The organism is Haloferax sp. AB510 (assembly GCF_024136985.1).
Taxonomy (GTDB): domain Archaea; phylum Halobacteriota; class Halobacteria; order Halobacteriales; family Haloferacaceae; genus Haloferax.
The window spans coordinates 1-24,293 of record NZ_JAMYJY010000054.1; the positions used below are offsets into that span (position 1 = coordinate 1).

20 protein-coding genes and 1 pseudogene are annotated in these 24,293 nt (G+C 61.5%); 8 read left to right on the forward strand and 13 right to left on the reverse strand.

Translation table 11 applies throughout. The features are described 5' to 3' along the window. Nucleotides 1-169: 169 nt before the first annotated feature. The 5 genes from NKF06_RS11575 to NKF06_RS11595 all read right to left on the reverse strand — a co-directional run bounded on the left by NKF06_RS11575 (nucleotide 170) and on the right by NKF06_RS11595 (nucleotide 5,407). Nucleotides 170-949 carry an inositol monophosphatase gene (locus NKF06_RS11575; RefSeq protein ID WP_253245464.1) on the reverse strand — a complete coding sequence of 260 codons (780 nt, stop codon included), beginning with the start codon at nucleotides 947-949 and terminating at the stop codon, nucleotides 170-172. A gap of 108 nt (nucleotides 950-1,057) precedes the next feature. Next, nucleotides 1,058-2,230 (reverse strand): ABC transporter ATP-binding protein, encoded by a 1,173-nt coding sequence (locus tag NKF06_RS11580; RefSeq protein WP_042666157.1) that lies wholly within the window; start codon nucleotides 2,228-2,230, stop codon nucleotides 1,058-1,060. Between the two features lie 11 nt (nucleotides 2,231-2,241). Then, the gene (locus tag NKF06_RS11585; RefSeq protein ID WP_042666159.1) at nucleotides 2,242-3,075 is read right to left on the reverse strand and encodes a carbohydrate ABC transporter permease; all 834 of its coding nucleotides are present in this window, start codon (nucleotides 3,073-3,075) and stop codon (nucleotides 2,242-2,244) included. Then, the gene (locus NKF06_RS11590; RefSeq protein ID WP_253245465.1) at nucleotides 3,072-3,998 is read right to left on the reverse strand and encodes a sugar ABC transporter permease; all 927 of its coding nucleotides are present in this window, start codon (nucleotides 3,996-3,998) and stop codon (nucleotides 3,072-3,074) included. The genes NKF06_RS11585 and NKF06_RS11590 overlap by 4 nt, the downstream gene beginning before the upstream one ends. Nucleotides 3,999-4,003: 5 nt before the next feature. Beyond that, nucleotides 4,004-5,407: an extracellular solute-binding protein gene (locus NKF06_RS11595; RefSeq protein WP_253245466.1), complete on the reverse strand. Its 1,404-nt coding sequence runs from the start codon at nucleotides 5,405-5,407 to the stop codon at nucleotides 4,004-4,006. A 191-nt stretch (nucleotides 5,408-5,598) separates the two neighbouring features. On the opposite strand from NKF06_RS11595, the gene NKF06_RS11600 reads away from it, so the two are divergent. Continuing rightward, the gene (locus NKF06_RS11600; RefSeq protein WP_042666165.1) at nucleotides 5,599-6,561 is read left to right on the forward strand and encodes a D-2-hydroxyacid dehydrogenase; all 963 of its coding nucleotides are present in this window, start codon (nucleotides 5,599-5,601) and stop codon (nucleotides 6,559-6,561) included. Nucleotides 6,562-6,675: 114 nt separating this feature from the next. Continuing rightward, entirely contained in the window at nucleotides 6,676-7,458 is a 783-nt protein-coding gene (locus tag NKF06_RS11605; protein ID WP_256477309.1) for an IclR family transcriptional regulator, read from the forward strand. A 678-nt stretch (nucleotides 7,459-8,136) separates the two neighbouring features. Here the strand turns inward: NKF06_RS11605 and fdhF are convergent. Further along, nucleotides 8,137-11,463 (reverse strand): formate dehydrogenase subunit alpha, encoded by a 3,327-nt coding sequence (gene fdhF / locus NKF06_RS11610; protein WP_253245468.1) that lies wholly within the window; start codon nucleotides 11,461-11,463, stop codon nucleotides 8,137-8,139. Continuing rightward, a complete protein-coding gene (locus tag NKF06_RS11615; protein WP_253245469.1) occupies nucleotides 11,460-12,977 on the reverse strand; it encodes an NADH-ubiquinone oxidoreductase-F iron-sulfur binding region domain-containing protein in 1,518 nt (505 codons plus the stop codon). The genes fdhF and NKF06_RS11615 overlap by 4 nt, the downstream gene beginning before the upstream one ends. 193 nt (nucleotides 12,978-13,170) lie before the next feature. Between NKF06_RS11615 and NKF06_RS11620 the strand changes: the two genes are divergently transcribed. Further along, nucleotides 13,171-13,446 (forward strand): hypothetical protein, encoded by a 276-nt coding sequence (locus tag NKF06_RS11620; RefSeq protein ID WP_042662615.1) that lies wholly within the window; start codon nucleotides 13,171-13,173, stop codon nucleotides 13,444-13,446. Nucleotides 13,447-13,561: 115 nt separating this feature from the next. On the opposite strand, the gene NKF06_RS11625 is transcribed toward NKF06_RS11620, so the two are convergent. Further along, nucleotides 13,562-13,942 (reverse strand): Rid family detoxifying hydrolase, encoded by a 381-nt coding sequence (locus NKF06_RS11625; protein ID WP_042662614.1) that lies wholly within the window; start codon nucleotides 13,940-13,942, stop codon nucleotides 13,562-13,564. Nucleotides 13,943-14,340: 398 nt separating this feature from the next. On the opposite strand from NKF06_RS11625, the gene NKF06_RS11630 reads away from it, so the two are divergent. Further along, the gene (locus NKF06_RS11630) at nucleotides 14,341-15,498 is read left to right on the forward strand and encodes a glutathione-independent formaldehyde dehydrogenase (protein ID WP_253245475.1); all 1,158 of its coding nucleotides are present in this window, start codon (nucleotides 14,341-14,343) and stop codon (nucleotides 15,496-15,498) included. 74 nt (nucleotides 15,499-15,572) lie between these two features. Then, nucleotides 15,573-15,737 carry a hypothetical protein gene (locus tag NKF06_RS11635; protein ID WP_193493643.1) on the forward strand — a complete coding sequence of 55 codons (165 nt, stop codon included), beginning with the start codon at nucleotides 15,573-15,575 and terminating at the stop codon, nucleotides 15,735-15,737. A gap of 125 nt (nucleotides 15,738-15,862) precedes the next feature. Here NKF06_RS11635 and NKF06_RS11640 read toward each other — a convergent pair whose 3' ends face one another. From NKF06_RS11640 to NKF06_RS11650, 3 genes are all read right to left on the reverse strand, one after another. Then, complete coding sequence (locus NKF06_RS11640; RefSeq protein ID WP_253245470.1) at nucleotides 15,863-17,095, reverse strand: transposase; 1,233 nt, start codon at nucleotides 17,093-17,095, stop codon at nucleotides 15,863-15,865. Further along, entirely contained in the window at nucleotides 17,092-17,532 is a 441-nt protein-coding gene (gene tnpA, locus NKF06_RS11645; protein ID WP_042662612.1) for an IS200/IS605 family transposase, read from the reverse strand. Before tnpA ends, NKF06_RS11640 begins: the two co-directional genes overlap by 4 nt. Before the next feature lie 142 nt (nucleotides 17,533-17,674). Continuing rightward, complete coding sequence (locus NKF06_RS11650) at nucleotides 17,675-18,802, reverse strand: GTP-binding protein (RefSeq protein ID WP_253245471.1); 1,128 nt, start codon at nucleotides 18,800-18,802, stop codon at nucleotides 17,675-17,677. A gap of 275 nt (nucleotides 18,803-19,077) precedes the next feature. On the opposite strand from NKF06_RS11650, the gene NKF06_RS11655 reads away from it, so the two are divergent. Together NKF06_RS11655 and yqeC are read left to right on the forward strand one after the other, a co-directional pair. After that, nucleotides 19,078-20,832 (forward strand): aldehyde ferredoxin oxidoreductase C-terminal domain-containing protein, encoded by a 1,755-nt coding sequence (locus NKF06_RS11655; protein ID WP_042662611.1) that lies wholly within the window; start codon nucleotides 19,078-19,080, stop codon nucleotides 20,830-20,832. Nucleotides 20,833-20,883: 51 nt separating this feature from the next. Further along, nucleotides 20,884-21,615, forward strand: a complete 732-nt coding sequence (gene yqeC / locus NKF06_RS11660) for a selenium cofactor biosynthesis protein YqeC (RefSeq protein WP_253245472.1) — start codon at nucleotides 20,884-20,886, stop codon at nucleotides 21,613-21,615. On the opposite strand, the gene NKF06_RS11665 is transcribed toward yqeC, so the two are convergent. Next, the gene (locus NKF06_RS11665; protein ID WP_253245473.1) at nucleotides 21,612-22,223 is read right to left on the reverse strand and encodes a molybdenum cofactor guanylyltransferase; all 612 of its coding nucleotides are present in this window, start codon (nucleotides 22,221-22,223) and stop codon (nucleotides 21,612-21,614) included. The two genes, yqeC and NKF06_RS11665, sit on opposite strands and share 4 nt — an antisense overlap. A gap of 986 nt (nucleotides 22,224-23,209) precedes the next feature. Between NKF06_RS11665 and NKF06_RS11670 the strand changes: the two are divergent. Continuing rightward, nucleotides 23,210-23,469: pseudogene (locus tag NKF06_RS11670) on the forward strand (IS1595 family transposase); the annotation flags it as partial. 339 nt (nucleotides 23,470-23,808) lie between these two features. On the opposite strand, the gene NKF06_RS11675 reads toward NKF06_RS11670, so the two are convergent. Next, nucleotides 23,809-24,293: IclR family transcriptional regulator (locus NKF06_RS11675; protein ID WP_253245474.1), on the reverse strand; the 485-nt coding region annotated here is incomplete at its 5' end.

Sequence of the window (24,293 nt, forward strand, 5' to 3'; positions counted from 1 at the left end):
CCGACAGCTCCCGCATCGTGTACTCCGCGTTCGGATCGTGCAACTCCGCGTAGTTTACCGGCATGCTTAATTCGTGCTACGCATGCGTAGTAAGTCCTTCTATCGGCGTAATTTCGTGGCTTCGTTGCAGGCGCTATCTCAAAAGACACCCAGAAGCAGACTGCCTGAGTTAGTCGGTCGTCACGCGGTCGAGAACTTCGTCATGCGCCTCTCCGTTGGACGCGACGAGGCCCTCACACCCGGGCATCCATTGGTTACCACGGACATCGGTCACAGTACCGCCAGCCCGCCTGACCAGAGAGACACCAGCGATGGTGTCCCACGGATTGGGGTCGGGTTGCTCCGAGGCGGCGACGTCTAGCGTTCCACAGGCGACCATCGCTAACGTCACCTGCGCACATCCCAGTCGGCGCAGATCCCCGAATCGGATAACGAGTCGTCTGAGGAAGTCGCCGAATTCGGCGTCGCGGTCGGGGCCGTAGCGCAGGATGGGGGCGACAACGAACTCATCGAGGTCAGTCTTCGAACTAACTGTAATCGGATTACTGTTCCGGGTCGCACCGTCCACGGTCGCCGCGTAGACGTCGCCGAGTGCTGGAGCGACAGTCGTAGCCGCCACAGTCTGGTGGTCTCGAACACACGCTACCGTCGTCGTCCACAGCTGTGAGCCGTGGACGAAGTTGGTTGTCCCGTCGATGGGGTCGATGACCCATGCGTCGCCGTCTTCGGGGACGGACTTGCGCTCATCTTCCTCCTCGCCGACGATAGTCGCGTCAGGGAACGACTCTCGGATGACCGAGATGGTCCGGCGCTGTGTCTCCGTGTCTGCCTTCGTCACGAGATCTAGCTTCGACCGTTTAGTGTCGACGGCAAGGTCAGTTCTAAACAGTTCATGTGCGACTTCGGAACCCTCAGTCGCTGCGCGTCGGACGGTTTCGTATCGTGTCATCTCAGCGTACACCAGTAGCCGTGATTCGGCTTCGACCGACATAGCTGTTTGGGCGCGAAGAATTCGAAGAGAGAGGGGTATTCGGGCGCTGACGTGGTATAGCGTGGGTCAGACGATTCGCTCGCCGTGCTCGTCGAACAGCCACGCCTCGTCGGTCTGCATGACCACGCTAACCTCGTCTCGGTCGCGGGAGACCTCCCCTTGCGGCGTCACCGCCGACAGAGACGTATCACCAGAGGTCAGATGGATCGCGTCCCGGTCACCGAGCGGTTCGACGACGTCCAGCCGAGCAGTGAAGTGTCCTCCGTCGTCGCACATACTCAGATACTCCGGACGGATACCGTAAACAACAGTCTGACCGTCCTGTACTTCGGCGGCCTGTTCGTCGGTTGCGGGAATTCGGCAGAAGTCACTCGCGAAAGTGATACCAGAGGCCGTTCGCTCGACGGTACACTCCACGAGATTCGGTGACGGCGACCCGATGAAGTCGGCGACGAACCGGTTCGCTGGCTCGTTGTAAATCTCGTAGGGCGTTCCGATCTGCTGGACGTAGCCGTCGTTCATCACGACGATTTTGTCGCCGAGCGTCATCGCCTCTTCCTGGTCGTGAGTGACGAACACCATCGCCGTCTCAAGCCGGCGCTGAATCTTTTTCACCTCGACGCGCATGTGGTCGCGAAGGTTGGCGTCAAGCGCCGAGAACGGCTCGTCGAGGAGGAAGGCGGCGGGCTCCATCACCATCGCGCGACCGAGGGAAACGCGCTGTTGCTGACCGCCGGAAAGCGCCGCAGGCTTGCGGTCCAACGTCTCCCCGAGACCGAGTGTCTCGGCCGCCGATTCGACGCGCTCACGCTTTTCAGCTTTGGAGAGGTCGGTTTTCATGTCGAGACCGAACCGGATGTTCTTCCGAACGCTCATGTGGGGGAACAGCGCGATACTTTGGAATACGAACGCCAAGTCCCGGTCTTTCGACTTCAAGCCGGTGATGTCCTTGCCGTCGACGACGATTCGGCCCCCGTCCGGCTCTTCGAGGCCAGCGATACATCGGAGCGTCGTCGTCTTGCCGCACCCCGACGGTCCGACGAGGACGACAAACTCACCACCGTCCATGGAGATGTTCACATCGTCGCAGGCAACGATGTCGCCGCCGTCGAACGTCTTTCTGATTCCTTCGAGGCGGATATGGCCGCCCGAGCTGTCAGTCTCAGATGGGGCCACGCTATCGGTCGCGTCTGCCGTCTGAGCCGTCTCTTCCGTGGTCGTGTCTTCGAGTGCTGTCATGGTGTTTTGTGTCAGACCGTGAATGCGTTTTCGAGGTAGTTGCGCGCGACGAGATACAGTATCGTCGGCGGCGTACCGATGATGAGCGTCTCAGCCATCAGTTTGCCCCAGTAGACTCGCTCGCCAGAGCCACCTCCGATGGTGCCGTACAGGACCGGCACCGCTGGGACCGGACCGGTCCCGGTCGTCAGCAGATTAGCGAACAAGAAGTCGTTCCACCCGGTGAGGAACGCGAGGAAGCCGACCGCGACAATACCGGGCGTCGCGAGGGGGAGGATGACTCGCAGGAACGCCGTGAACTGGGTGCATCCGTACACCTGCGCAGCCTCCTCGATGTCTGTCGGGAGCTTTGCGAAGAAGTCCCGGAGAATCCAGATGGCGAACGGTGTCACGAACACCTGGTAAGCGATAATCATGCCCGGGATGGTGTTGTACAGACCCAAGTCGTTCCAGAGGTCCATGATAGGGATGACGAGCAGGATATACGGGAACATCATCGCCGAGATGATGGCGTAGAACCCGGCCCGCTTGCCGTAGAACTCCTTTCGGGCGAAGGCGTACGCGCCGGGAATGGAGATTGCCAGCGCGACGACAGTCGTTCCGAGTCCGATGAGAAAGCTGTTGACGAGGTTGTCCTGTAGCTCTTCGAACCCGCTCGCCCACGCATCGAGCGTCGGGTTCTGCGGGATGATGTGCGGGGCACCGAAGAACTCGCTCGGGGGCATGAACGACACCGAGAAGATGAACGCCAACACGACAAGGTTGAACAGGACGAGGAACGAGATGACCCCGTAGGTCGTCGCCTTGAGCGTCACCGCCGTCACGTCGAAGTCGTCGGTGCTCATTGTGGGCCCTCACTTGTCCGCTCGAACTCGCGGATGAATACGAAGACGAATCCAATAGTCATGACCAGTAGGATGACGCCGACCGCGTAAGCGACACCCATCCGTCCTTGTCCGTAGGCGAACCGGTACAACAACACCGCCAGTATCGAAGTGTCGTATCCGGGACCGCCGTTGGTCAGTTGCAGAACCTGCGATATCTTGGTCATGTTCCAGATGATGCGGATACTCAAGGCGACGAGGATGGCGCTTTTCAGTTGCGGGAGCGTCACTCTGAGGAACGTCTGGACGCGGCCCGCGCCGTACATCCGCGCGCTCTCGTACAGTTCTTCGGGGATGCTCTCGAGGCTCGCCGATATGATGAGGAACATGAACGGCCAGAACGTCCACGTCGTCACGAAGAGGATGACGCCGAGGGACGCACCGCCGTCGCTTCCCCAGTATATGGTCTCTTCGAGGAGCCCCCATTGCGTCAGGTAGCCGAATATCGGGCCGAGGTCCGGCTGGAGGAGGTACGCCCAGATAGTCCCCGTGACAAGTGGCGGAACCGTGTACGAGATGAGGAACACGCCGGTGACGAAGCTCTTACCCCGGCGAATCTCGCGCACCGCGAGCGCCGCCACGAGGGCGACGCCAAGTTGGAGGACCGTCGTGAGTGAGAAGACGAGCGTGGCTCTCAACGAGGTGTAAAACGGCTCCCAGTCGAAGAGGAACCGGTAGTTCTCCAGACCGACCCAGGCGGGCTCGCCGCCGAAGGGCCAGTCGTTAAAGCTCATGTAGAACCCCTGCGCGAATGGGAGCCACATGAGAAGCACCAGGAAGGCGAGGACCGGAAGGATGAGCAGATACGCGAACCAGTTCTCAGAGAGAGTTTCGCGGTAGCTCGACGCCCAGCCCCCGAGGTCGAAGCGGTTCTGAGTCGACATCCTTCTCAGAGCTCTATCTGATTGCGTATCTGTTCTGCGGCGCGCGTGCAGGCCTCTTCGGGTGCGAGTTCCCCGCGAACGGCCTCTTGGAACAGCGGGCCAGCGATGTTGTACTGGATGGCGTTCATCTTCGGGTGACTCGACCAACCGTGTTCCATCCCGTCGACCGTCGTTCGAAGGCTGGAGATGTAGTTACTCGCGCCTAGTGCCGGATCGTCACTCAGACCGTCCCACACGTCGCGTCGGACGGGGAGGGTCGCCAACGAACGGGGGACCTCTTTTTGAAACTCCGATGAGAGGAGTTTGTTTATCCACTGAATCGCCAGTTCCTCCCGCTGGTCCCACACGTCCTGCGAGACGCCATCCGGTTTGCGCATGAGAGCGACACACTGAGTGAAGAATTCGCCGCGGTTCCCCGCCGCACCTTCCCACGAGGGTCCGAACACGATAGTCCCGTCTTCGAGCATCTCCGAGGCCCGACTACGGAACAGGCCGAGATCCTTCGTACTGCCTTGATACATGCTCACCTTGCCCTGAATGAGCATCTGTGCGACGCCCTCGTTGGAGGCCGTCGGTGCCTTGTCCGACGAGAGGCCGTATTTCTGGTAGAGGTCGACGTACTGTTTCGTGGCCGTCTTCCAGGCCTCGGAATCGTAGTTCACGTCGGACCAGTCCTCGTTCATGTACATCCCGTCGTAGCCGCCCTCGGACGCGGCCCAAGTCACGAGCGCCTCGTCGGTCACGTCACCCTGTGCGCCGTAAATCTGGAAGCCGTAGTCGCCGGGACCATTCTCCTGTAACTGGGTCGCAATTTCGACGAGGTGGTCGTAGTCCTGTGGGGGAAAATCCTCTTCGATAGAGAGCCCCGCCTCCTCGAAGTGGTCGGCACGCGCGATGAACGGTGCGCCGACTTCCATCCCGACCGGAATCTCGTAGAGGTCCTTCTCGAAGCCGCGGTAACAGCTCTGCGAGAGTTCTAGCGCCCACTCGATGTTCGAGAGCGCTTCGTCGTCGAGGTGGTCTCGATACTCGCTGACCGGTTTCACCCACGAGGGATCGATGAACTGCCCGTTGAGGGAGTTGGTCGAGTCGTAGATGACCGGTCGGTTCCCGTTTTGGATATTATTCTTCCACTTGCCGCCGTTGATATCGTCCCAACTCGCCCAGTTCATCTTCATCTGGACGTCGTGTCCCTGTTGGAACTCCTCTACGGTCGACTTCATCAACTCCTCTGCGACCTGGGACTGCGAGTGGAAGTACTCCCAGTATTCGAGCGTGTTCGCGGCCTCACCCGAGCCACCGGAGCCGTTGTTACTCCCAGTAACGCTACTGAGACATCCAGCCGATGCCGCAACGCCACCGAGCGCCGCTGCTTTAACAAACTGCCGTCTAGTGTGGTTGGTAGACATTCCCAGTCTGGGACATGGAGGCGCAGCATATATAATTTAGGTCCATTAGGAATGTTGCGGTGTCGTCAGTCGGAGGAGGCAGTCGGTAATATAATCCTCAAAAGCACCACGTATATATCTCCCTCGGAAGCAATAAGCAACCGAGCGCTTGAGGAGACTCTCAGCCCTCGGGTCGAGAGGAAATTACAGTCATGATCGGAAATCCAGACGTGGTCGTCTTACGGCAAGGAACACACGGACTCCCAGCGGAAGCGTACGTCGAAGAACTCCGCGAGCGGTTGCCCAACCGCACGGTTGCACTCGCCCGGACTCCCGCTGAGGAGCGCGAACTAATCAGCAACGCGACTGTTGCTTCCAGCGTCGAAATCGACGAAGAGCTCCTGTCAGAGGCGGAGAACCTCGAACTGTTTGCTGGGATCGCCGCCGGGTACGGGCACTTACCGCTCGACGTGTTCTCTGACATGGGCGTCGCCGTCACGACCGCCTCGGGCATCCACGCACCGAACATCGCCGAACAAGTCGTCGGCTACATCCTCGCGTCCACGCGGCGTTTCAAAGAGGGATGGCGTCGCGAACAGCGCCACGAATGGCGGCACTATCAGGCGGGTGAACTACGCGGGAGTACTGTCACAGTCGTCGGTCTCGGCTCCATCGGGTCTGCAGTCGTCGACCGATTATCGGGCTTCGACGTGGACACTATCGGTGTCCGGTACACCCCCGAAAAGAGCGGGCCAACGGACGAGGTCATCGGCTACGACGAGCGCGACTTCCACGACGCGCTCGCTCGAACGGACCATCTCGTCATCGCGTCGCCGCTCACGGACACCACCCGAGGGCTCGTCGGCGCGGCCGAACTGGAGACGCTCCCACAACACGCGACTGTCACCAACGTCGGGCGTGGACAGATCATCGACACCGACGCACTCGTACGGGCGATTCAGTCGAACGATATCGGCGACGTCTCGCTCGACGTGACCGACCCCGAGCCGCTCCCGTCGGACCACCCCCTCTGGCAGTTCGAAAATGTGACAATCACGCCGCACAACGCAGGACACACACCAGCTCATTGGAGCCGACTCGCGGACATTGTGGCGAGAAACGTGGCGGCTCTCGAAGAAGGCGACGACGAGCTCGAAAATCAGGTCGTCCCGTAACCGACGTCGTACAAACCGTTGCGAATTTTCGCGGACACTCGTTCAACAGTATCGAATAGTTGCGTTTCTGAAGATGACCGTACGCTTATTACGATAGGTCAGAGACAGAGTCGTATGGCTGGAAATCGCGACGAAGGTGGGTCGAAGAACAGGATTAATTCTATTGAACGCGCGTTCAATATAGTTGACTTTCTCGAGGGTGAGCGAGGCGCGACGGTGACAGAGACCGCTACTGCGCTCGACACCCCGAAAAGTACAGTTCACATATACCTGAAGACGCTCGAATCACTCAACCTCGTCGTCCGGGACGGAGACAGCTACCGGCTGGGGTTCCGGTTCCTGAAGTACGGCGGCGGTGTTCGGAACCGGTCGAGACTCTATCGAACGGCGAAACTGGAAGTCGACAAACTCGCGCGAGAAACGGGTGAAGTGGCCAACCTCGGTATCGAGGAAAACGGCCTGCGCGTCCTCCTGTACAAGTCCGAGGAAGCGGACGCAATCCACGATAACGCACCCATCGGCGAGTACACCAATATGCACTGGACCGCCCTCGGCAAGGCGATGCTGGCGCACTACCCCCCTGAGCGGGTCGAGGAAATCATCGACCAACACGGGCTCCCAGAAGCAAACGAACACACGATAACCACGCGCGAGGAACTCTACGAAGAACTCGAAGAGACGCGAGACCGCGGCTACTCGATAGAGGACCAAGACCGCCGCCAGGGCGTGCTCACCATCGGCGTCCCGATCATGGATCAGCGAACGAACGAAGTAATAAGCGCAGTCTCGGTGTCCGGACCAGTAAGCCGCGTGCGTTCTCCTGAAACGATGGCAGAACTGGCCGACGCTGTAAAGAGCACCGCCAACGTCATCGAACTGCGATACGCCCACTACTGAACCCGAACCCAACTTCAGGTCCAGATAAATGTCATATATCCGACTCGTTTCTGTTCAATACTGTTGAACGCTTCTTCGGTTATCAACTTCACCGCACAGACAGCCACGCGGCCACTCACTCACCTCGACCTCCGACACCTCGTTGGAGAGTTTTGGATTACAATCTTATTTTTGTAATCCACGTTCGTCGAAGCACGAGCCATCTCGTCGACAGCAACTTCACCATGATCATACGGAACGACCAGAAAGTCTCTCATCTTCAGGCTCAACCGAAACGCTGACCTTCCGAGTGACGCCACGACAGCACGATGCGCTCCACTTCAGCGAACTCCTGGTCGCGTTCCCGGCGCTCGCCATCTTTTATCTCGGCCGGTTCGCGGCCGCCGGATCGAGCGGCGGGAGAGGTTCCACAACCTCGGACGAAGAGTGGGGCCACCGCCCAAGAATGATATATCGTCATATGGTATATTCCTGTTTCAGGCCTCGCCCGCGAACCGAGAATGCTCGTACAGGCTACTTCTCGCCACAAACACCAGCTTTCGCGGCAGTCAGTACGTCGCTGGGTGTTGGAGAGTAGTACAGCGGTGACGAGATACTGAGGGGGAGAATAATGGTAGTAGCGCCACAGTACTAACCGCGTAGGGGGAGACAGCTACAGAACCGAAACGACCCCGGTAGTCAGTCGTTTCCGCGTGCGGCGCTTCCAGCGCCTGCGTCCGGGATCCGCAGCACGTCCGGGTCGGCGTCCGGTCCGAGCGGTTCGACACGCACGCTCGACACTTTGTACTCCGGAATGCCGGCCTGCGGGTCAAAGGTCTCCTGCGTGAGTTTGTTGACCGCGCCGGCCGCGAAGTGCATCGGGATGAAGAGCGTTCCGTCGCCGACGCGGTCGGTCACGGTCGCCTTGACCACGATGTCGCCGCGGCGGGATTCGACCTTGACATACTCGCCGTCCGAAACGCCGAGTTCCGCGGCTGTCGTCGGATTGATTTCGATGAAGCTCTCGCCGACGTGGCTCATGAGGCCCTCGACGCGTCGGGTGATCTGTCCGGTGTGCCAGTGGTAGAGGACCCGCCCGGACGTGAGCGTAAGGGGGTACTCCTCGTCGGGGACTTCGCCGGGGTGGCCGCCGTCCGCCGGCACGAAGCGGGCCAGCCCGTCGTCGAAGTTGAAGTTCCCCTCCTGGTAGTCGTAGAGATACGGCGTGCCGGGATGGTCTTCGTCCCAACACGGCCACTGGAGTCCGTGCTCCGCGCCCGATTCGAGACGCTCGTAGCTGACGCCGCCGTAGATGGGAGTCAGGTCGCTAATTTCGTCCATCACTTCGCGCGGGTGGTCGTATCCCCAGTCGTAGCCCAGTCTGGCCGCCAGTTCCTGCGTAATCTCCCAGTCCTGTCGCGCCTTACCGGGCGGTTCCGCGGACGCCCGAACCCGCTGTATCCGGCGCTCGGTGTTGGTGAACGTGCCGTGTTTCTCCGGCGAGGTCGCCGCCGGCAGCACCACGTCCGCGTGCTCTGCGGTCTCCGTCATGAAGATGTCCTGTACGACGAGGAAGTCCAAGCTATCGAGCGCCTTGCCGGCGTGCTGGATGTCGGGTTCCGAGAGCGCGGGGTTCTCCCCGACGATGTACATCCCGCGGAGATTCCCCTCGTGGGCCTCGGCGAGCATCTCCGGCACTTTGAGGCCGGGTTCCGCCGGTGGGCGCTCGCCCCACACCTCGGCGAACTTCTCGCCGACCTCGTCGTCGGCCGGGTCCTGGTATCCGGGGAGACTGCCGGGCAGGGTCCCCATGTCGCCGCCGCCGCCCTGCACGTTGTTCTGGCCGCGGAAGGGCGACAGTCCGGCACCCGGTTTCCCGACCTGCCCGAGCGTGAGCGCGAGGTCGGCCATCGCGAGGAGGTTCTCTGTGCCGTGACTGGATTGGGTCATGCCCATCGCCCAGCCGAAGACGACGTTCTCGGCGTCGGCGAGCGTCTCGGCGGCCGACTGCAGTTCGTCGGGTGAGACGCCGGCCAGTTCCTCGACTTTCTCGGGGGTGAACGCCTGGACCTTCTGCTTGACCGCGTCGAATCCTTTCGTGTTCCGTTCGATGAACGTCTCGTCGTGCAGGTCGTGTTCGATGAGGTATCGGATGAGTCCGTTGAGCCACGCCACGTCGTAGCCGGGCGTCGTTCTCGTGTACTGGTCGGCGTGTTCGGCGATGCCGATTTTCCGGGGGTCGAACACCACGAGGTCGGCCCCGTCGCGGACGTTCTGCTTGATGCGAGTCGCCAACACCGGGTGTGACTCGGTCGTGTTCGACCCGCTGATGAGGTAGGCATCGGCCTCGCCGATGTCCTCGTTGATGCGGTTCGTCATCGCGCCGTAGCCGAGCGTCTGTTGGAGCGCCGCCACCGTCGACGAGTGACAGAGCCGGGCGCAGTTGTCGATGTTCTTCGTGCCGAGCACCTGCCGCGCGAACTTCTGGACGAGATACGCCTCCTCGTTGCTCCCTTTCGACGACGCGAGGCAACTAACCGCGTCGACGCCGTGTTCGTCCTGAATCCCGCGGAGTTCGCCGGCGACGTAGTCAAGCGCCTCGTCCCACGAGGCCGCCTCGAACTCGCCGTCTTCGTTTCGAATCAGTGGCTTCGTGAGCCGCTTCTTGCTGTTGGCAAAGTCGTGTCCGAACTTCCCCTTCACGCACGTCGAGAAGTTGTTGGCCGGGGCGTTGTCCGGGTCGTCGACGGGTTGGACACCGAGGGCGTTGCCGTCTTTACCCCACATCTCGAACCGGCAGCCGACCGCACAGAACCCGCACGTCGTCTCCGCTTTGTCGAGGTTACCCAGTCGGTAGTCGCTGACGAGCGACGCGATGTCGAATAGCCGACCCTCTGGTAGTGTCTGCGCCGCGATGTTCTCGGCGGTGTGTTCGCCCGCGAGCATGGCCTTCCGACCGTACTCCCTGAGGAAATCGGACGCCCGGCGTTTGCTCTGGACCATGTACCGAGCGACGCCGCTTCGTCCCTCCTGTGCCACCTCGGCTTCGCTACCGGCACGCCCCGCGCTCCCGGGGGCGGGCGAGCGGTTCGGTGCCGTCGTGTCGTCGAGAGTCTCTACCTCCTCATGTTCGATGACGTTCCCGACGGAGTTCCGCTGCGTGAATCCCGGAAGCGGGAGCGTCCCAGCGCCACCGATGTCTTTCTCGGTCAGGGCACCGGTCGGACAGACCGTGGCACAGTGCCCACAGGAGACGCAGTCGGAATCGGCCATCGTCTCTGCGTCGGACTGGAAGCCGATGCGGGTGTCCTCTCCGGAGCCCTCGATACGGAGGACTCCTTCGACCTGAACGTCGTTACAGCCTTCGACGCACCGGTTACAGAGGATACACTTGTTGCGGTCGATCTGAATGAACGAGGAGCTGTCGTCGAGCGGTTCGTATTCGCTTCGGTCGTCGAAAACGCCGTAGCGCGGGTGGTCGACCCCCTCGCTGATGGCCGTCTCCTGGAGTTCACACCGGCCGTTCCCGTTACAGGTCGTACAGCGCAGATTGTGATTGGAGAGGACGAGGTCGAGGTTGACGCTCCGGCACTCCTCGGCGGTCGCCGTGTCGGTCTCGACCGTCAGTCCGTCCGTCGCCGGGAACGAACAGGAGGGAACGACCCCGTGTTCGTCCGTCTCGACCATGCAGGTTCGGCACTCGCTCCGAGGGCCGATTTCGTCGCTCGCGTCGCCCTCGCGGTCGTAGTAGCAAAGCGCCGGAACGTCAGCGTCCTCGTCGAGGCTGTCGGCCCCGGGGTCAACGCTCACGACCTCGTCGTCGACGGCTTGCATGGCGTCGATGACGGTCGAACCCGGTGGGACGGTGACCTGCGTTCCGTTGACGGTGACCGTCGTCGGGGTCTCGCCGTCGGTTCCGATGGGCGGGTCGTTCGCGGTCCCGGTCTCGAACTCCGCCGTGACCGGCGTCTCGTGCTGCGGGTCGTCTATCTCCGGAACGCCCGGGAGTGGGTCGTCAGTACTCATAGTTTGTCAGAACAGGTTCCGCTCGGACAGCGGCCGTCGGCGTGTGCTTCGAAACTCGATTCGAACTCGTCTATCGCGGTCAGCACCGGACGCGGTGCATCGGCGCCAAGCCGGCAGTTGCTCGACTGGGTCATGACCCGGCCGAGTTCGCGTATCTTCCCACGGTCGAACGAGCCTCGGTAGACCGCTCGCAACAGTTCGGTGAGTTGGACGGTTCCCTCCCGTCCCGGCACGCACCGCCCGCTGTTGGCTTCCGAGGCAAAGCGCGCTCGCTCTCCGGCAGTCGCGACTGCACACCGCTCGTCGTTCAACAGTTCGACGACGCCTTCCGTTCCGAGGCCGGCCGCAGTCAGTCCGGCCGCGGTCGGTGTGACGTCCAACGTCCGGGTGAGGCCGCCGAAAACCCCGCCAACGCAGGCCATCTTGAACGACCCCTCCAGTTCGACGGCGTTCCGAACCGCCGAGAGGTGGGCGTCCGAACCGGCCTCTATCGTCGCGGGCGCGGTCACGTCGCCGGTGACAGTTAGCAGTCGCGTCGTCGATTCGGCGTCTCTATCGGTGCCCTCGGAGTCCGAGAGCGCGAGACGTATCTGGGCGAAGGTCCGCGGCGTATGGATGACCGTGGGGCGACCGTAGAGTCCGTACTCGGCCGGTGTCGGCGGCTGGAGACGGGGCTCGATTCTATCCGCACCCTCTATCGCTTCCAGCGCCGCCGTCGGCTCGCCGGCGCGGTACTCGTCCGGACCAGTGACGACTCCCGGCACGACCGGGAGTTCGTCTGCGGCGGCGTCGATGGCCTCCTGAAGATGTGCTTGGAGTTCGGTGTCGGTCTCGGCGAGGTGGATGACCGCGTCAGTCGTCCCGATGTACTCGGCGACGGCCGCCACTCCGTCGAGCACCGACATCGGCGACCCGGCGAGGAGCGTTCGGTCCGCGCGCTGGCGGTCGTCCGCGTCGTTCGCGTTCACGACGACGACCGGGTCGCCGTCGGTCTCTCGCGCGCGCCGCCAAGACTCTGCGACCTGGTCGTCAGCGGCGGCGTCGCCTCTGCCTCGACCGACGAGTCCGGCGTCCGCGATGGCGCCCGCGTCCCTATCGAGCGAGTAGAACTGATACGCTGTCGGGTCCAGCGGGTCGACCCACCCACAGGGACCGAGGACGCGCCGATTTCCCACCGCGAGCGGCCCGTCGGTCGGAACTGGGAGCGTCGCCGCCTCGGCGTCGTGTTCGACGACTGCCTCGGCACCGTCCGTTGGTAACTCCCCTTCTTCCATGGCGGCGACGAGGTCTCGGACCCTCGATGGCTCCGGGGCTGGAAAGAACGCGGTCCGCCCCGCGTCGGTCGCGAGAACCAACGGGTCGTACTCGCTGATTCCGGTGGGTCCCGTCCGGAGGACCGTGACGGAGTCGGCGGTACCGCGTGCGGCGCTCAAAGCGCGCTCGCCGTGTTCCGTCCGCCCGGCTCCCGAGACCCGGAGTACCGGCGACCGGACTGCGTTTCCTGTGCGACTCATTCTCACAGTTGAAGAGACACGGCGGGCTTAAAAAATCATCCCAACCAACTCGCGTCGGAGTGCGACTTCGACGTGTCCGGGAAACCGAACTCGAAATCGGCACGAGCGCGAGTGGGCGGGGAGACAGGTGACTGCCCCAGACGGGACAGTGAGCGGAGCAAAAAGCTAAGGCGGCGACGCGTTGTCTACCGTGATGATGACCAACCCACGGTTCGACGACGTGCGAGAGAAGGCGGCCGACGCGACTCGCGAAGACGACGTCCAGTCCGTGTACACCGGACTCGTCCACGACGACGGTCGACAGGAGTACTACTTCGCCAACGACACCGAAGAGGCGTCGGAGTTACGCGAGACGGCGGCGGTCCAACTCGGAATGTTGGTTCGCGTCCTCGCGGACCGCTCCGAGAGCGACATCGAGGAGATTACCGACCTCGCGGCCGAGCGAGCCGAGAACATGCGATTGGAGTAGCCGACGGTTATAGCACCGACTGCTCGGAAGTGCATTCTCTCGGGACGTGTCGGCTCGAAAAATGCCGGGCGCGTTGGAATCGTCGAGCGCCCTTCAGAGGTCAGCGGCGTTTCGTCTACTCGGTCACCGCGACTGCTTCGATTTCTATCGCGGCTCCTTTCGGCACGTTTCCGACCTCGACCGCGCTCCGCGCCGGCGGGTCTTCGTCGAAGAACTCGCCGTAAACCTCGTTGAACTCCTCGAAGTCGTCGATGTCGTCGAGGAAGACGGTCGTTTTGAGCACGTCGCCTAAGGACGCGTCCTCGGCGGCGAGAATCGCCGCCACGTTTTCGAGACACTGCTTCGTCTGGTCGCCGACCGAGGCGTCGTCGAGTAGCTCACCGTCGGGCGTGAGCGGGAGCTGTCCCGCGGTGAGGAGTAGCTCGCCGTTCGTCGTCGCTTGACTGTACGCGCCAACAGCCGCCGGGGCATCCGAAGTGCTAATCGTGCGCTTCATGGCCGGCCGTTGCGGACGGTCCGTATTAAATCCAGTTCGGGGACTGAAGCCGCACACGTCATGTAAGAAACCGGAGTGCTTGTGGGATGTCTCGGCGCACACGCGAGTTGACGACTACCGTTACAGGTGGCAGGGAGACGGTGCATCAACGGTCGGTCCGGAAGAGAGCGCCGAGCGGGGCCGGGGCCGTCGGCTACGAGGCGGAACCGGGCCGTCGTGGGTGTGTTTTCCGGACGAGTGCGGCATGAGAGGACACAGATAGTAAAATATCTGGTAGTTTGAGAATGGACGACACTACTCAACTCAACCGCAATATATCAGATTTTATGAAAATGAAGTCCACCCGAGCTATAAATGGTGACCGTTCGCAGAGGTTGAGTGGAGTTCACACAATGTCTATGGACGCAGTCGTCTACAAAGGCGAACGAGAGGTCGCGGTCGAAGCGGTCGAAGAGCCCCAGATTCAACACCCGAACGACGTCGTCATCGACATCACGACGACCTGTATCTGCGGGTCCGACCTGCACATGTACGAGGGACGGACGGCCGCGGAACCGGGAATCGTGTTCGGCCACGAGAATATGGGTATCGTCGAAGAAGTCGGCGATGCCGTCAGCGGTCTCGAAGTCGGCGACCGCGTCGTCGCGCCGTTCAACGTCGCCTGTGGTTTCTGTGAGAACTGTGAGAACGGCTACACCGGCTTCTGTACGAACGTCAACCCGGGCTTCGCCGGGGGAGCGTACGGCTACGTCGCCATGGGCCCCTATCAGGGAGGGCAGGCCGAGAAGCTCCGCATTCCGTACGCTGACTTCAACGCGCTCAAGCTACCCGACGGGCGGGAGCACGAGGACTCGTTCGCGCTGCTCGCGGACATCTTCCCGACGGGGTGGCACGGCACGGAACTCGCCAATCTCGAATCCGGCGACTCCGTCGCTATCTACGGCGCCGGTCCGGTCGGCCTGATGGCCGCCTACAGCGCCAAACTCAAGGGCGCGGCCGAGATTTACGTCGTCGACCGCGTTCCCAGTCGCCTCGCGCTCGCCGAAGAACACTGTGACGCCACGCCCATCAACTTCGAGGAGGGCGACCCCGTCGAACAGATCAAAGAGATTCACGGCGGCGGCGTCGACAAGGGCGTCGACGCGGTCGGCTACCAGGCCATCGACCCGGACAAGGAAGCCGACTCCGCGTACGACCCCGCCCGGGAGAACCCGGCCGTCGTCATCAACAACCTCATTCGGACGGTCCGACCGACCGGCGAACTCGGCATCCCCGGTCTCTACGTGCCCGACGACCCCGGCGCTCCCGACGAGATGGCCGCGCAGGGCCGCCTCGGCATCGACTTCGGTCTCCTCTTCGAGAAGGGTCAGGCCCTCGGCACCGGCCAGTGTAACGTCAAGGAGTACAACCGAAAACTCCGCGACATGATCATCGAGGGACGCGCCGACCCGAGTTGGGTCGTCTCCCACCGCGTCGGCCTCGAAGACGCACCCGAGATGTACGAGAAGTTCGACAACCGCGAAGAGGGCGTCACCAAGGTCCTGCTGGAACCCTAGGAGTAGGAGTAGCGGAGCCTCACAACTCGGTTCCCACCGATACTCCTTTGCCGGTTTGTCCGGTATCGCGTTCTATGTGTCAGTACTGCAGTTACCGGTACCACGACGGTTGGACGCAGTTGTTGGAGTACGACGAGGTGTATCAGACGGTGATCAGCGGTGAGTCGGAGTCGACCTATGGCTTCCACGAGTCGTGGGACGAACTCCGAGACGAGGTCGACTTCGGCGCGGCCTATTGACCTCCTCCCGCGCCTAAAGTCGTCCCCAGAACGCACAGCGTTCTGGTGTGCGAACGAGACGCAGAGCGTCTCGTCAACGCGGGAATCCCACCATGGGATTTCAGGCCGAGTGCGGCCCTAAGGTTTCAAGACGCATACGTTCCAAGCGTCTCTTGCTGGGTGTCAGCATCGGCTTGGCTGTCTTGTGGGACGGTCAAACGTCCCCCTTCCTCAGCCGAGTCATCGCCAGCCGTGTGTTCTCTTGGATGACTCTCTCCACTGAGGTAGCGGTCTGCAATATTGAGCGCGGCGTTAACGTCTGCTTGGTACTCCGAAACCCAACACGCCGAGTTGGAACACTTGAACGTCGCCTGCTTCGGACGGTAGCCCGTCTCTCCGCAACAGTGGCACGTTTTCGAGGTGTACGCGGGATTCACTGTCTCCACACGAATCCCTTTCTCAGACGCCTTGTAGCGAATCTGAGCGTGCATCTTGGCGAAGCCCCATCCGTGAAGCCGTCGATTCATGAACGCGCCGTAGTCCATGTTCTCACGGATGTGCGTCAAGTCTTCCAGAACCAACACGGGATTCTCGAATCGGTCGGCGTAGGAGACGACCTCCGACGTGACCGTGTGAAGGATGTGGTCGATGTGTCGCCACAATTCGTCGCCGTAGGATTCAGCGATACGTTCGCTTCCGCGTTTTTGAAGGCGTCGAGTCGCCGTGAAGTACGTCTCACGGAGTTGCCGTACTCGCTTGCCTTCGTCGTTCCAGAGGTTGGGTGCAGTCGGGGAGCCGCGCTCGTCACCGTGACACACCGTTAACAAAGAGGCTTCCCCGATGTCTACCCCAATCGGCGTTTCCGCCGAACTGGTCTCTCGTTCCTCCACGTCCCGCGTGGCGACGATGTGAAAGTACCACTCGCCGTCACGGTCGAACAACCGACATTCGCCCATCTTTGCGTCTCCTGCGTGCAACGCTTCCAACCACTCTCGCTGTTCGGGATTCGGTTGCGCGGGCAACCAGAGGTTGTAGTCGTCGTGGTGCGGGATTTTGACGTACCACTCGATAGCGTTCTGTGGCTTGTGGTCGAGCTTCGGGCCTTCGTTCGTGAACCGAACGGGGTGGTCGTCGTGAAGCTCTTTGGCGTCGCTTCCGCCACAGAGTTGTGGGACGTACTTCTTGAGCGCGTTCTTGGCGTAGCCGCTCAGGTCGTAGTTGACTACCACGTCGTTCGCCGCCGACTGTGTGGTGCAGTTAGCGTTGAACGCGGATTCAAGGGCGTCTTGGTACGCCTGTTCCGTCTCACAGAATTTCCGATGCTTGTGGGTGTTCGGTTCCACAAGCTTCAGTTCCAGCGTCTCGGTGAGTTCGGTCACTGTTCGTCCTCCTCGTGACGCTGGATGTACTTCTCGACAGTCTCACTCGAAACGTGTCCTGCTGTCCCCGCGTAATAGCCTCGCACCCACTTGATTTTCTCACTGTCGTGGTCGGCGTGTCGGTGGTTGTACTTCCGCGAACTGATGCCTTTGAACCAGTTGGCGAGAAGTGACGGAGCGTGCTTCGGCGGGCTACTGACGAACAGGTGGATGTGGTCGGGTTGGACAGTGAGGTCGATAATCTCCAACCCCTTCTCGTCAGCGATTTCGTGGAGGATGTCTCGCACACGGGTTGCAACGTCACCGACGAGTACCGACCGACGGTACTGAGCGGAACCCTGTTCCGCGATGTCCGCAGAACCGTCGGTTCTGCGAGACTTCGGTATCCACACTATGTGGTAGTTGAGGTTGTACGTTGCGTGCCGTGTGGTCTTCATCCGTACTACACACTATACGTAACGTGTGTCTTAAAACCACCTTACACGGTGGGAAATCCAGCCGTACTACCGTCGGTGGTTGTGTACGCTATTGTCCGCTTGACCCGCGCCTGAAGACGCGGGTATGCGCTCGCACTATGTATCAGGCGGACTCACGGGGAAACGGGTCGTCGGGGTACGCCGCCCCTCGCTCGTCCGTCGTCGCCAGACACTCGTCGAGTTCTCGGGTTACTGCGTCTTCGTCGAGGTCGCGGCCGATGAACACGAGTCGCGTCTCGGGGTCATCATCTCCCCATCGACCGATGGGACCGGCCTGCACCGACGGTCCCGCCTGACTCACGCCGAGGACCGCCTCGGGACGACTCGCGACCCACGCGAACCCCTTCGCGCGGACGACGTTCCCCCGCCAGTCGTCGAGCCACGCGTCGAGGCGCTGCGGATGGAACGGACGGTCTCGACGGTAGACGAAGGACTCGACGCCGTGGGCCGTCGCTGCCGAGACGCCCTCGTCGTGGGTATGGTCGTGGTCGGTGTCGTGGTCGTGGTCCGCCTCGGTCCCGTCGCCCGCGAGGGCCTGCTTCCACCCCTGGTGGCGCTTCGCCGCCTCGAAATCGAAGCGCCCCGTATCGAGAACCCGGTCCGGGGCGACTTCGCTGTACGTCGTCCGGTGGAGGCTCGCACGCGGCTGGAGTTCTCGAATCTCCGCCTCGACGGCGTCCAACGCATCGTCGGGGACCATATCGCACTTGTTCAGCAACAGCACGTCACAGAACTCGACCTGCTCGACGAGTACCTCCGTCAGCGGACGCTCCGGGTCGGGGGCGGCGTCCGGAAGCGACTCCGCCGGGTCGAACGCCTTCCAAAACCCGTAGGCGTCGATGACCGAGACCGTGGTGTCCAACCGGAGTTGTTCCGGCAGACCGCCCTCGTTCGACTCGCTCGCCAGCGTCCGTGCAATCGGGAGCGGTTCGCTGATGCCCGAGGCTTCGATGAGAAGGTAGTCGAACGAGCGGTTCTCCGCCAGCCGCGTCACCTCGGTCACGAGGTCGTCCTGTAGCCGACAGCAGATACACCCGTTCGAGAGGTCGATGACCCCGTCGTCCGACTCGGACGCAACTAACTCCGCGTCGACGTTCAGTTCGCCCATGTCGTTGACGACGACGGCTATCTCCCTGTCACCGGGGTCGTTCAGGAGTCGGTTGACCAACGTCGTTTTACCCGCGCCGAGTGGACCGCTAACGACCGTAATCGGTATTTCCGTTGTAGACATGTCGATGCTGTGTGACGCCTCGGGAGTGGTCGTAATGAAGACTGGGACGGTCGACCACACAGGGGGCAGAACCCGCTGTTCTCCGAACTCCAACGGTGAAAACACATCATATATTTTCAGTTACATGTCTGGTTTCCCGTCGGTTCGCGTCAAGCCTCGTCTTCCGAGCGAGCCGAGGAGTACGGCTTTGGCGGAGGCGTTCGCGCCACCGAACTCGCTTGGCGGTCCGCGAGAACGGCACATCTTTTTGGTCGCCGGTACTGACGAACGACCAGATGGCACCTCCAATCGCTGACCGACTCCTGTGGGTTGACTTGTCCGCCGATTCGGTCGAGAGCACGCCGATTCCGGACGAGTGGCGACGGCGATACGTCGGCGGCAAAGGGTTGGGCGCCCGGTATCTCTACGGCGAACTCGACGCCGGTGTCGACCCGCTCGGCGAGGAGAACGCGATTCTGTTCATGCTCGGCCCGCTTTCGGGCTATCTCCCGGGCGATTCGAGATACGCCGCCATCACGAAGTCCCCGTTGACGGGGTGTTTTCTCGACTCGTACGCGGGGGGCGAGTTCCCCGACACCCTGGCCGGCGCGCTCGGGACGCACATGGGCCTGCTCGTGACGGGTGTCGCGTCCGAGCCCGTTCACCTCGTCATCGAAGACGGGGACGCTACAATCGAACCCGCCGAGACGTGGGGGGCCGGGACGGTCGAAACGGCGCGGGCGTTCCCGAATTCGTCTGTCGCGTGTATCGGCCCCGCGGGAGAACGACAGGTCGCATACGCCACTATCGCGTCCGATGCCGGAGACCACCACGCGGGTCGAGGGGGAGCGGGCGCGGTGATGGGTTCGAAGCGGCTGAAGGCAATCGTCGCGCGGGGAGACCCTCCGGACGGTTTGGACGACCTGCGAGCGGCCTACGCGGCGAAGTACCGAGAGACCGCCACCGGGCGGTGGCTTCAGGCCAGTGGAACCGTCGAGACGATCGATTTCGCGAACGAAATCGGCGCACTTTCGACGCGAGGCTGGAGCGACGGACAGTTCGAAGCGGCGGACGAGTTAGGTATCGCGACAGTCGAAGACCGGGCCGTCGGCCGCGAACACGCCGACACGGAGACTCCGGGCGGGTATCGCGTGGCTACGGAGGAAGGCGACCACGTCCCACGCGGTGCCACCGCGATGACGCTCGGAGCCGGACTCGACATCGACGACTTCGACGCCGTCGCTGTATTGGGACAGACCTGCGACCGCCTCGGGATGGACCTCATTAGCGCCGGGAGTGCGGTCGCGTGGACGGTCAAGGCCAACGCAGCCGACGTACTCGACCGCTCGCTCTCGTTCGGTGAGCCCGACGGCGCGCGGGCCCTCTTAGCGGAAATTGCGGAACGCGAATCGGACCTCGGCGACGCGCTCGCGGAGGGGGTCGAAGCGGCGGCAACGCGGTTCGGCGGCCGAGCCCTCATCCCCACGGTGAAGTCGATGGAGCTACCGGCCTACGACCCGCGCGGCGCGCAGAGCATGGCACTCGCGTACGCGACCAGCGACCGGGGGGCGTGCCATCGACGGGCGCGACCCATCGAACGCGAGGCGTTCGACGGAGACTGGGGGGCCGACCGGACCGCGGCGGAGGTCATCCGCGAACAGAACCGGCGGTCGATGCTCTGGAGCCTCATCGCCGATGACTTTTTCGGCGACGCGCTCGCCGACCTCGGTCGGGAGTGGCTCGAGTCGGTCGGCCTCGAAACCGTCGGCGGACTCGCCACAATCGGCGAGCGGATTTGGAACGTGACGCGGCTGTTCAACGTCCGCGAAGGCATCTCGCGCGAGGACGACTCGCTCCCGGCCGCACTCCAAGAGCCGCTTGAGACGGGGCCCCGAGCCGGTGCGACCGTCGACCGCGACGACTTCGACTCGATGCTCGACGCGTACTATCGCCGCCGCGGCTGGAACGACGACGGCGTGCCGACGACCCAGACTATCGACCGCCTCGGCCTTACCGAACTCACCGATGACTTTGACATCCTCGATGCTTGAACACTGCACGAACGGCTGGACGACGAACCGCGCACACCCCGGAGAACGAACATGACGCTCGCTGATGCGCTCTGCGCTCGACGCGGCGTGGTCTGCGTCGTCGGCGCGGGCGGGAAAAAGTCCACGCTGTACGCGCTGGCGCGCCGGCTCGACCGCGCCGTCGTGACGGCGACGGTCCGCATCCCCATCTTCGACCAGCACGTCGCCGACGTGGTCGTAACCGACACGCCGGTCGCCGCGCTCGAAAGGGCGACTGACTGGCCGGTGGGCGTCGTCCCCGACCGTGACCGCGACGACCGCTACCGCGGGTACGACCCCGACGTGGTCAACGCCATCGGGGAGTCGGGTGCCGCCGACGCGGTGTTGGTGAAGGCCGACGGCGCGCGGATGCGCGAGTTCAAGGCCCCGGGTGACCGCGAACCACAGCTCCCGGCGACTGCCGACACCGTCCTCCCCATCGCGAGCGTCCACGCGGTCGGTGAGCCACTTACCGATGCGTGCGTCCACCGCCCGGAGCGGGTTGCCGCTCTCACCGACCTCGAACTCGGCGACACGATTCGCCCGGAGGACGTCGCAACCGTGCTCACCAGCGAGCGCGGCGGCCGCGCGGACGTCCCCGACGGTGCGACGGTCGTTCCCGTACTGAATAAGGTCGATGACGCGGCCCACGAGGCTGTCGCACGGGATATTTCGTCGGACATCCTTGCTCGGTCGGACGTCCCGCACGTCGTACTGACGCAGTTGACGGCGTCCGAACCCGTCGTGTCGGTCGTAGAGCGCTAGCGCAACTGTTCCGCCGCGCGAGCGAACTCGTCGGGAGTGTTGATGTTCTCGAAGGTATCGAGAGTCGCGTACTCGCGCACCTCGTCCTCCCCGAGGACGACGTAGTCGAGCGTGAACAGCGGGTCGATGATTTTGTAGCTCCCCTCGGCCAGCGCGGCTTCGCAAGCGTCGGCCATCGCCGAGGCCCGGTACACCGCGTACGTCGGCTGGAACCAACCGTCACCGACCCGTGGCACGGCGGCATCGCGGCCGGCTGCCCGCTCGAACAGTCTGTCGATGAGCGCGGGTTCGAGAAAGGGCATATCGCAGGCGGCGACGAACGCGTACTCCGTCTCCGCGGCTCGAAGCCCCGTCATAATTCCCGACATCGGGCCCTCGTCGCAGTCCGCGTCCTCCGCAATCGTTATCGGGTGGTCGTAGCCGTCGAGCGCGGTTCGGAGCGCAGCAGTCTGCTCCGGTCGGCAGTTGACGACGAGGCTGTCGATGACACCCGACATCCGGTCGGCGACGCGGCGGATGAGAGGCGTTCCAGCCAGCGAAGCGACTGCTTTGTCCTCCTCACCGAATCGCGTCGAGTACCCGCCGGCGATGATGACACCAGTTCGCATACTGGCGGTGTTCACTTTCGTCGTGGAAAGCAGTTGTGCTACGAGTCGGATATCGATTCGTTCGTCAGTTTCGTGCCGGGGTTGGCTATCGCTGTGCTGTATTCTCGGGCTACCGTCGCTTGCAGTCCGAAACGTTCGACGCTTTTTGAGCGGTCAAAGCCTTCGATTTCGGGATGCGAGAGCGAATGAGAACGAACCACACACATTACACAGCTATCCGTGTTATCCAGATTTTCATTTTATTTAAAATTAACGCAGAATCGGAACGAGCTGGAGGTGGTGACTGCTGAATCGTCGAGTGTTACACCCGATGCTCGCTGAGATAATTGGAACGGCTCGCTGGCTGCTCGGACGACGGTGCTCCACTTTGATCACCTCTTGGGCCGTTACGCTGGGTCTGAAAATCCTCAGACGAAGAAGATAGATATCGCTTTATACAGTTTATGAGCTCCGCGACTGTCGGGTTATAGTACGAGACGAAAAACGCGTGAAGGGAGGTCGGGGCCACACCGAACCACCGCAGAACCGGTTCGTGAGGGCCAAAGCGATCTATTTCCAGAACTAACGGCCGACTGGCTACGTTACGTTTCGACAGAAATTGCAGTACTGGACTGTCGATGTACCAGGAAACAACTCATCGACCAAGTTCGATATCTCATCTGTGAGTTGCTCGTTCGGTCCACAACCCCGGGGTCGAAGCACCCAAATCGGACCTCTGTCGACCGATCCGAATCTGAATACGTGATTTTCGAGACAATCAGCGATTGTGAACTATATTTGAATATTGTACTAGTGTCGTTGTCCGTAGTAGACAATGAGGATTAGCAAAACATCGGTGAGTTTGCGAGTTTAGCAGAGAAACCATATATCGCTATATCAAATTCCGAAAAACGTCGACAACACTATCTGCGGATTTACCTCGATGAGTCGTACCGCAACGTCCTCGATCTGCCACCGGCGGCTGTACCGACGAGTGAACGTCTCAGCGGGCATACGACCCACTAAAGGACGACGATAGGTTCACCCGCGAATACGTCGTCCACGGTGACGGCGAGTACGCTGATGGAGACGTCCACGTTAACACTTGCGAGAGCCACTGTCGCGCCAGCGACGCATGGCTCTCGCCGTATCAAGGCGTCTCGAACGACAAGTTGACACAGTATCTTCGCGCCTATCAGCTAGCAGCGAACTCTTCAGAAAACCCGGTCGAGAAGCACTCAAACACGCTGTCAAAGCGACTCTCTGAAATCAACAAACTGCTACACATGGACGCTCTCATGATATTCACGTGTTGGTATCGATGCGGGTCGCCAGTGGTCAGATTCCGTGACAAACGACCTGTAGAAGAACGGAAATCGTTTGCTCTTGTGTCCCGCCCTATCTAGTGTTTCCACGCTGAGTGGATGCCAGAAAAATCGACTTATCACACCACACCGTAGATCCCCGCTGACGGATTGCATTACATTACTACAATTGTAACGACCATGTATAGATCAATGGGGTAAGCGCTTCTGTACAGTGGAACGTTCTCCAACTGTCTCATTTCTCACAATGAAGGTGTGAATACCAGCCTACAAGTCCAACTTCAGGACCAATACTCAAGGTTCAGTTCGATTTCTTGTGCGGTTCCGCGTATCTTTTTGGGAAGTTCTTCGTTAAATAGCTCTCCAGAAAGTCTATGAGCGGGACCTGAGACGCTGATAGCGCCAAGTACAACTCCGTTTGGACGGGTTATAGAAGCACCAACGGCACGAATCCCAAGATTCGTCTCTTCTCGGTTGAAGGCGACCCCCTTCTCTCTAATTTCCTCAAGCTCCTCAAAGAGGGAATCTATATCGGTGATAGTGTTCTCTGTCTTCGCTTCTAAGCCTTTGTCCTTGATGATGCTCTCGACCTCTTGATCAGACATGGCAGCAAGCATCGCCTTTCCTGCTGCACTGGTATGGAGTGGTCCTCGTTTTCCAACATCACCGTGAGCATGGACCGCACGTTCCCCAATCTCAGTATATAGAAAGACCCGTTCTCCCCGCTCATGAACTTCAAATTGTACTCGTTCTTCGGTCTCCTCAG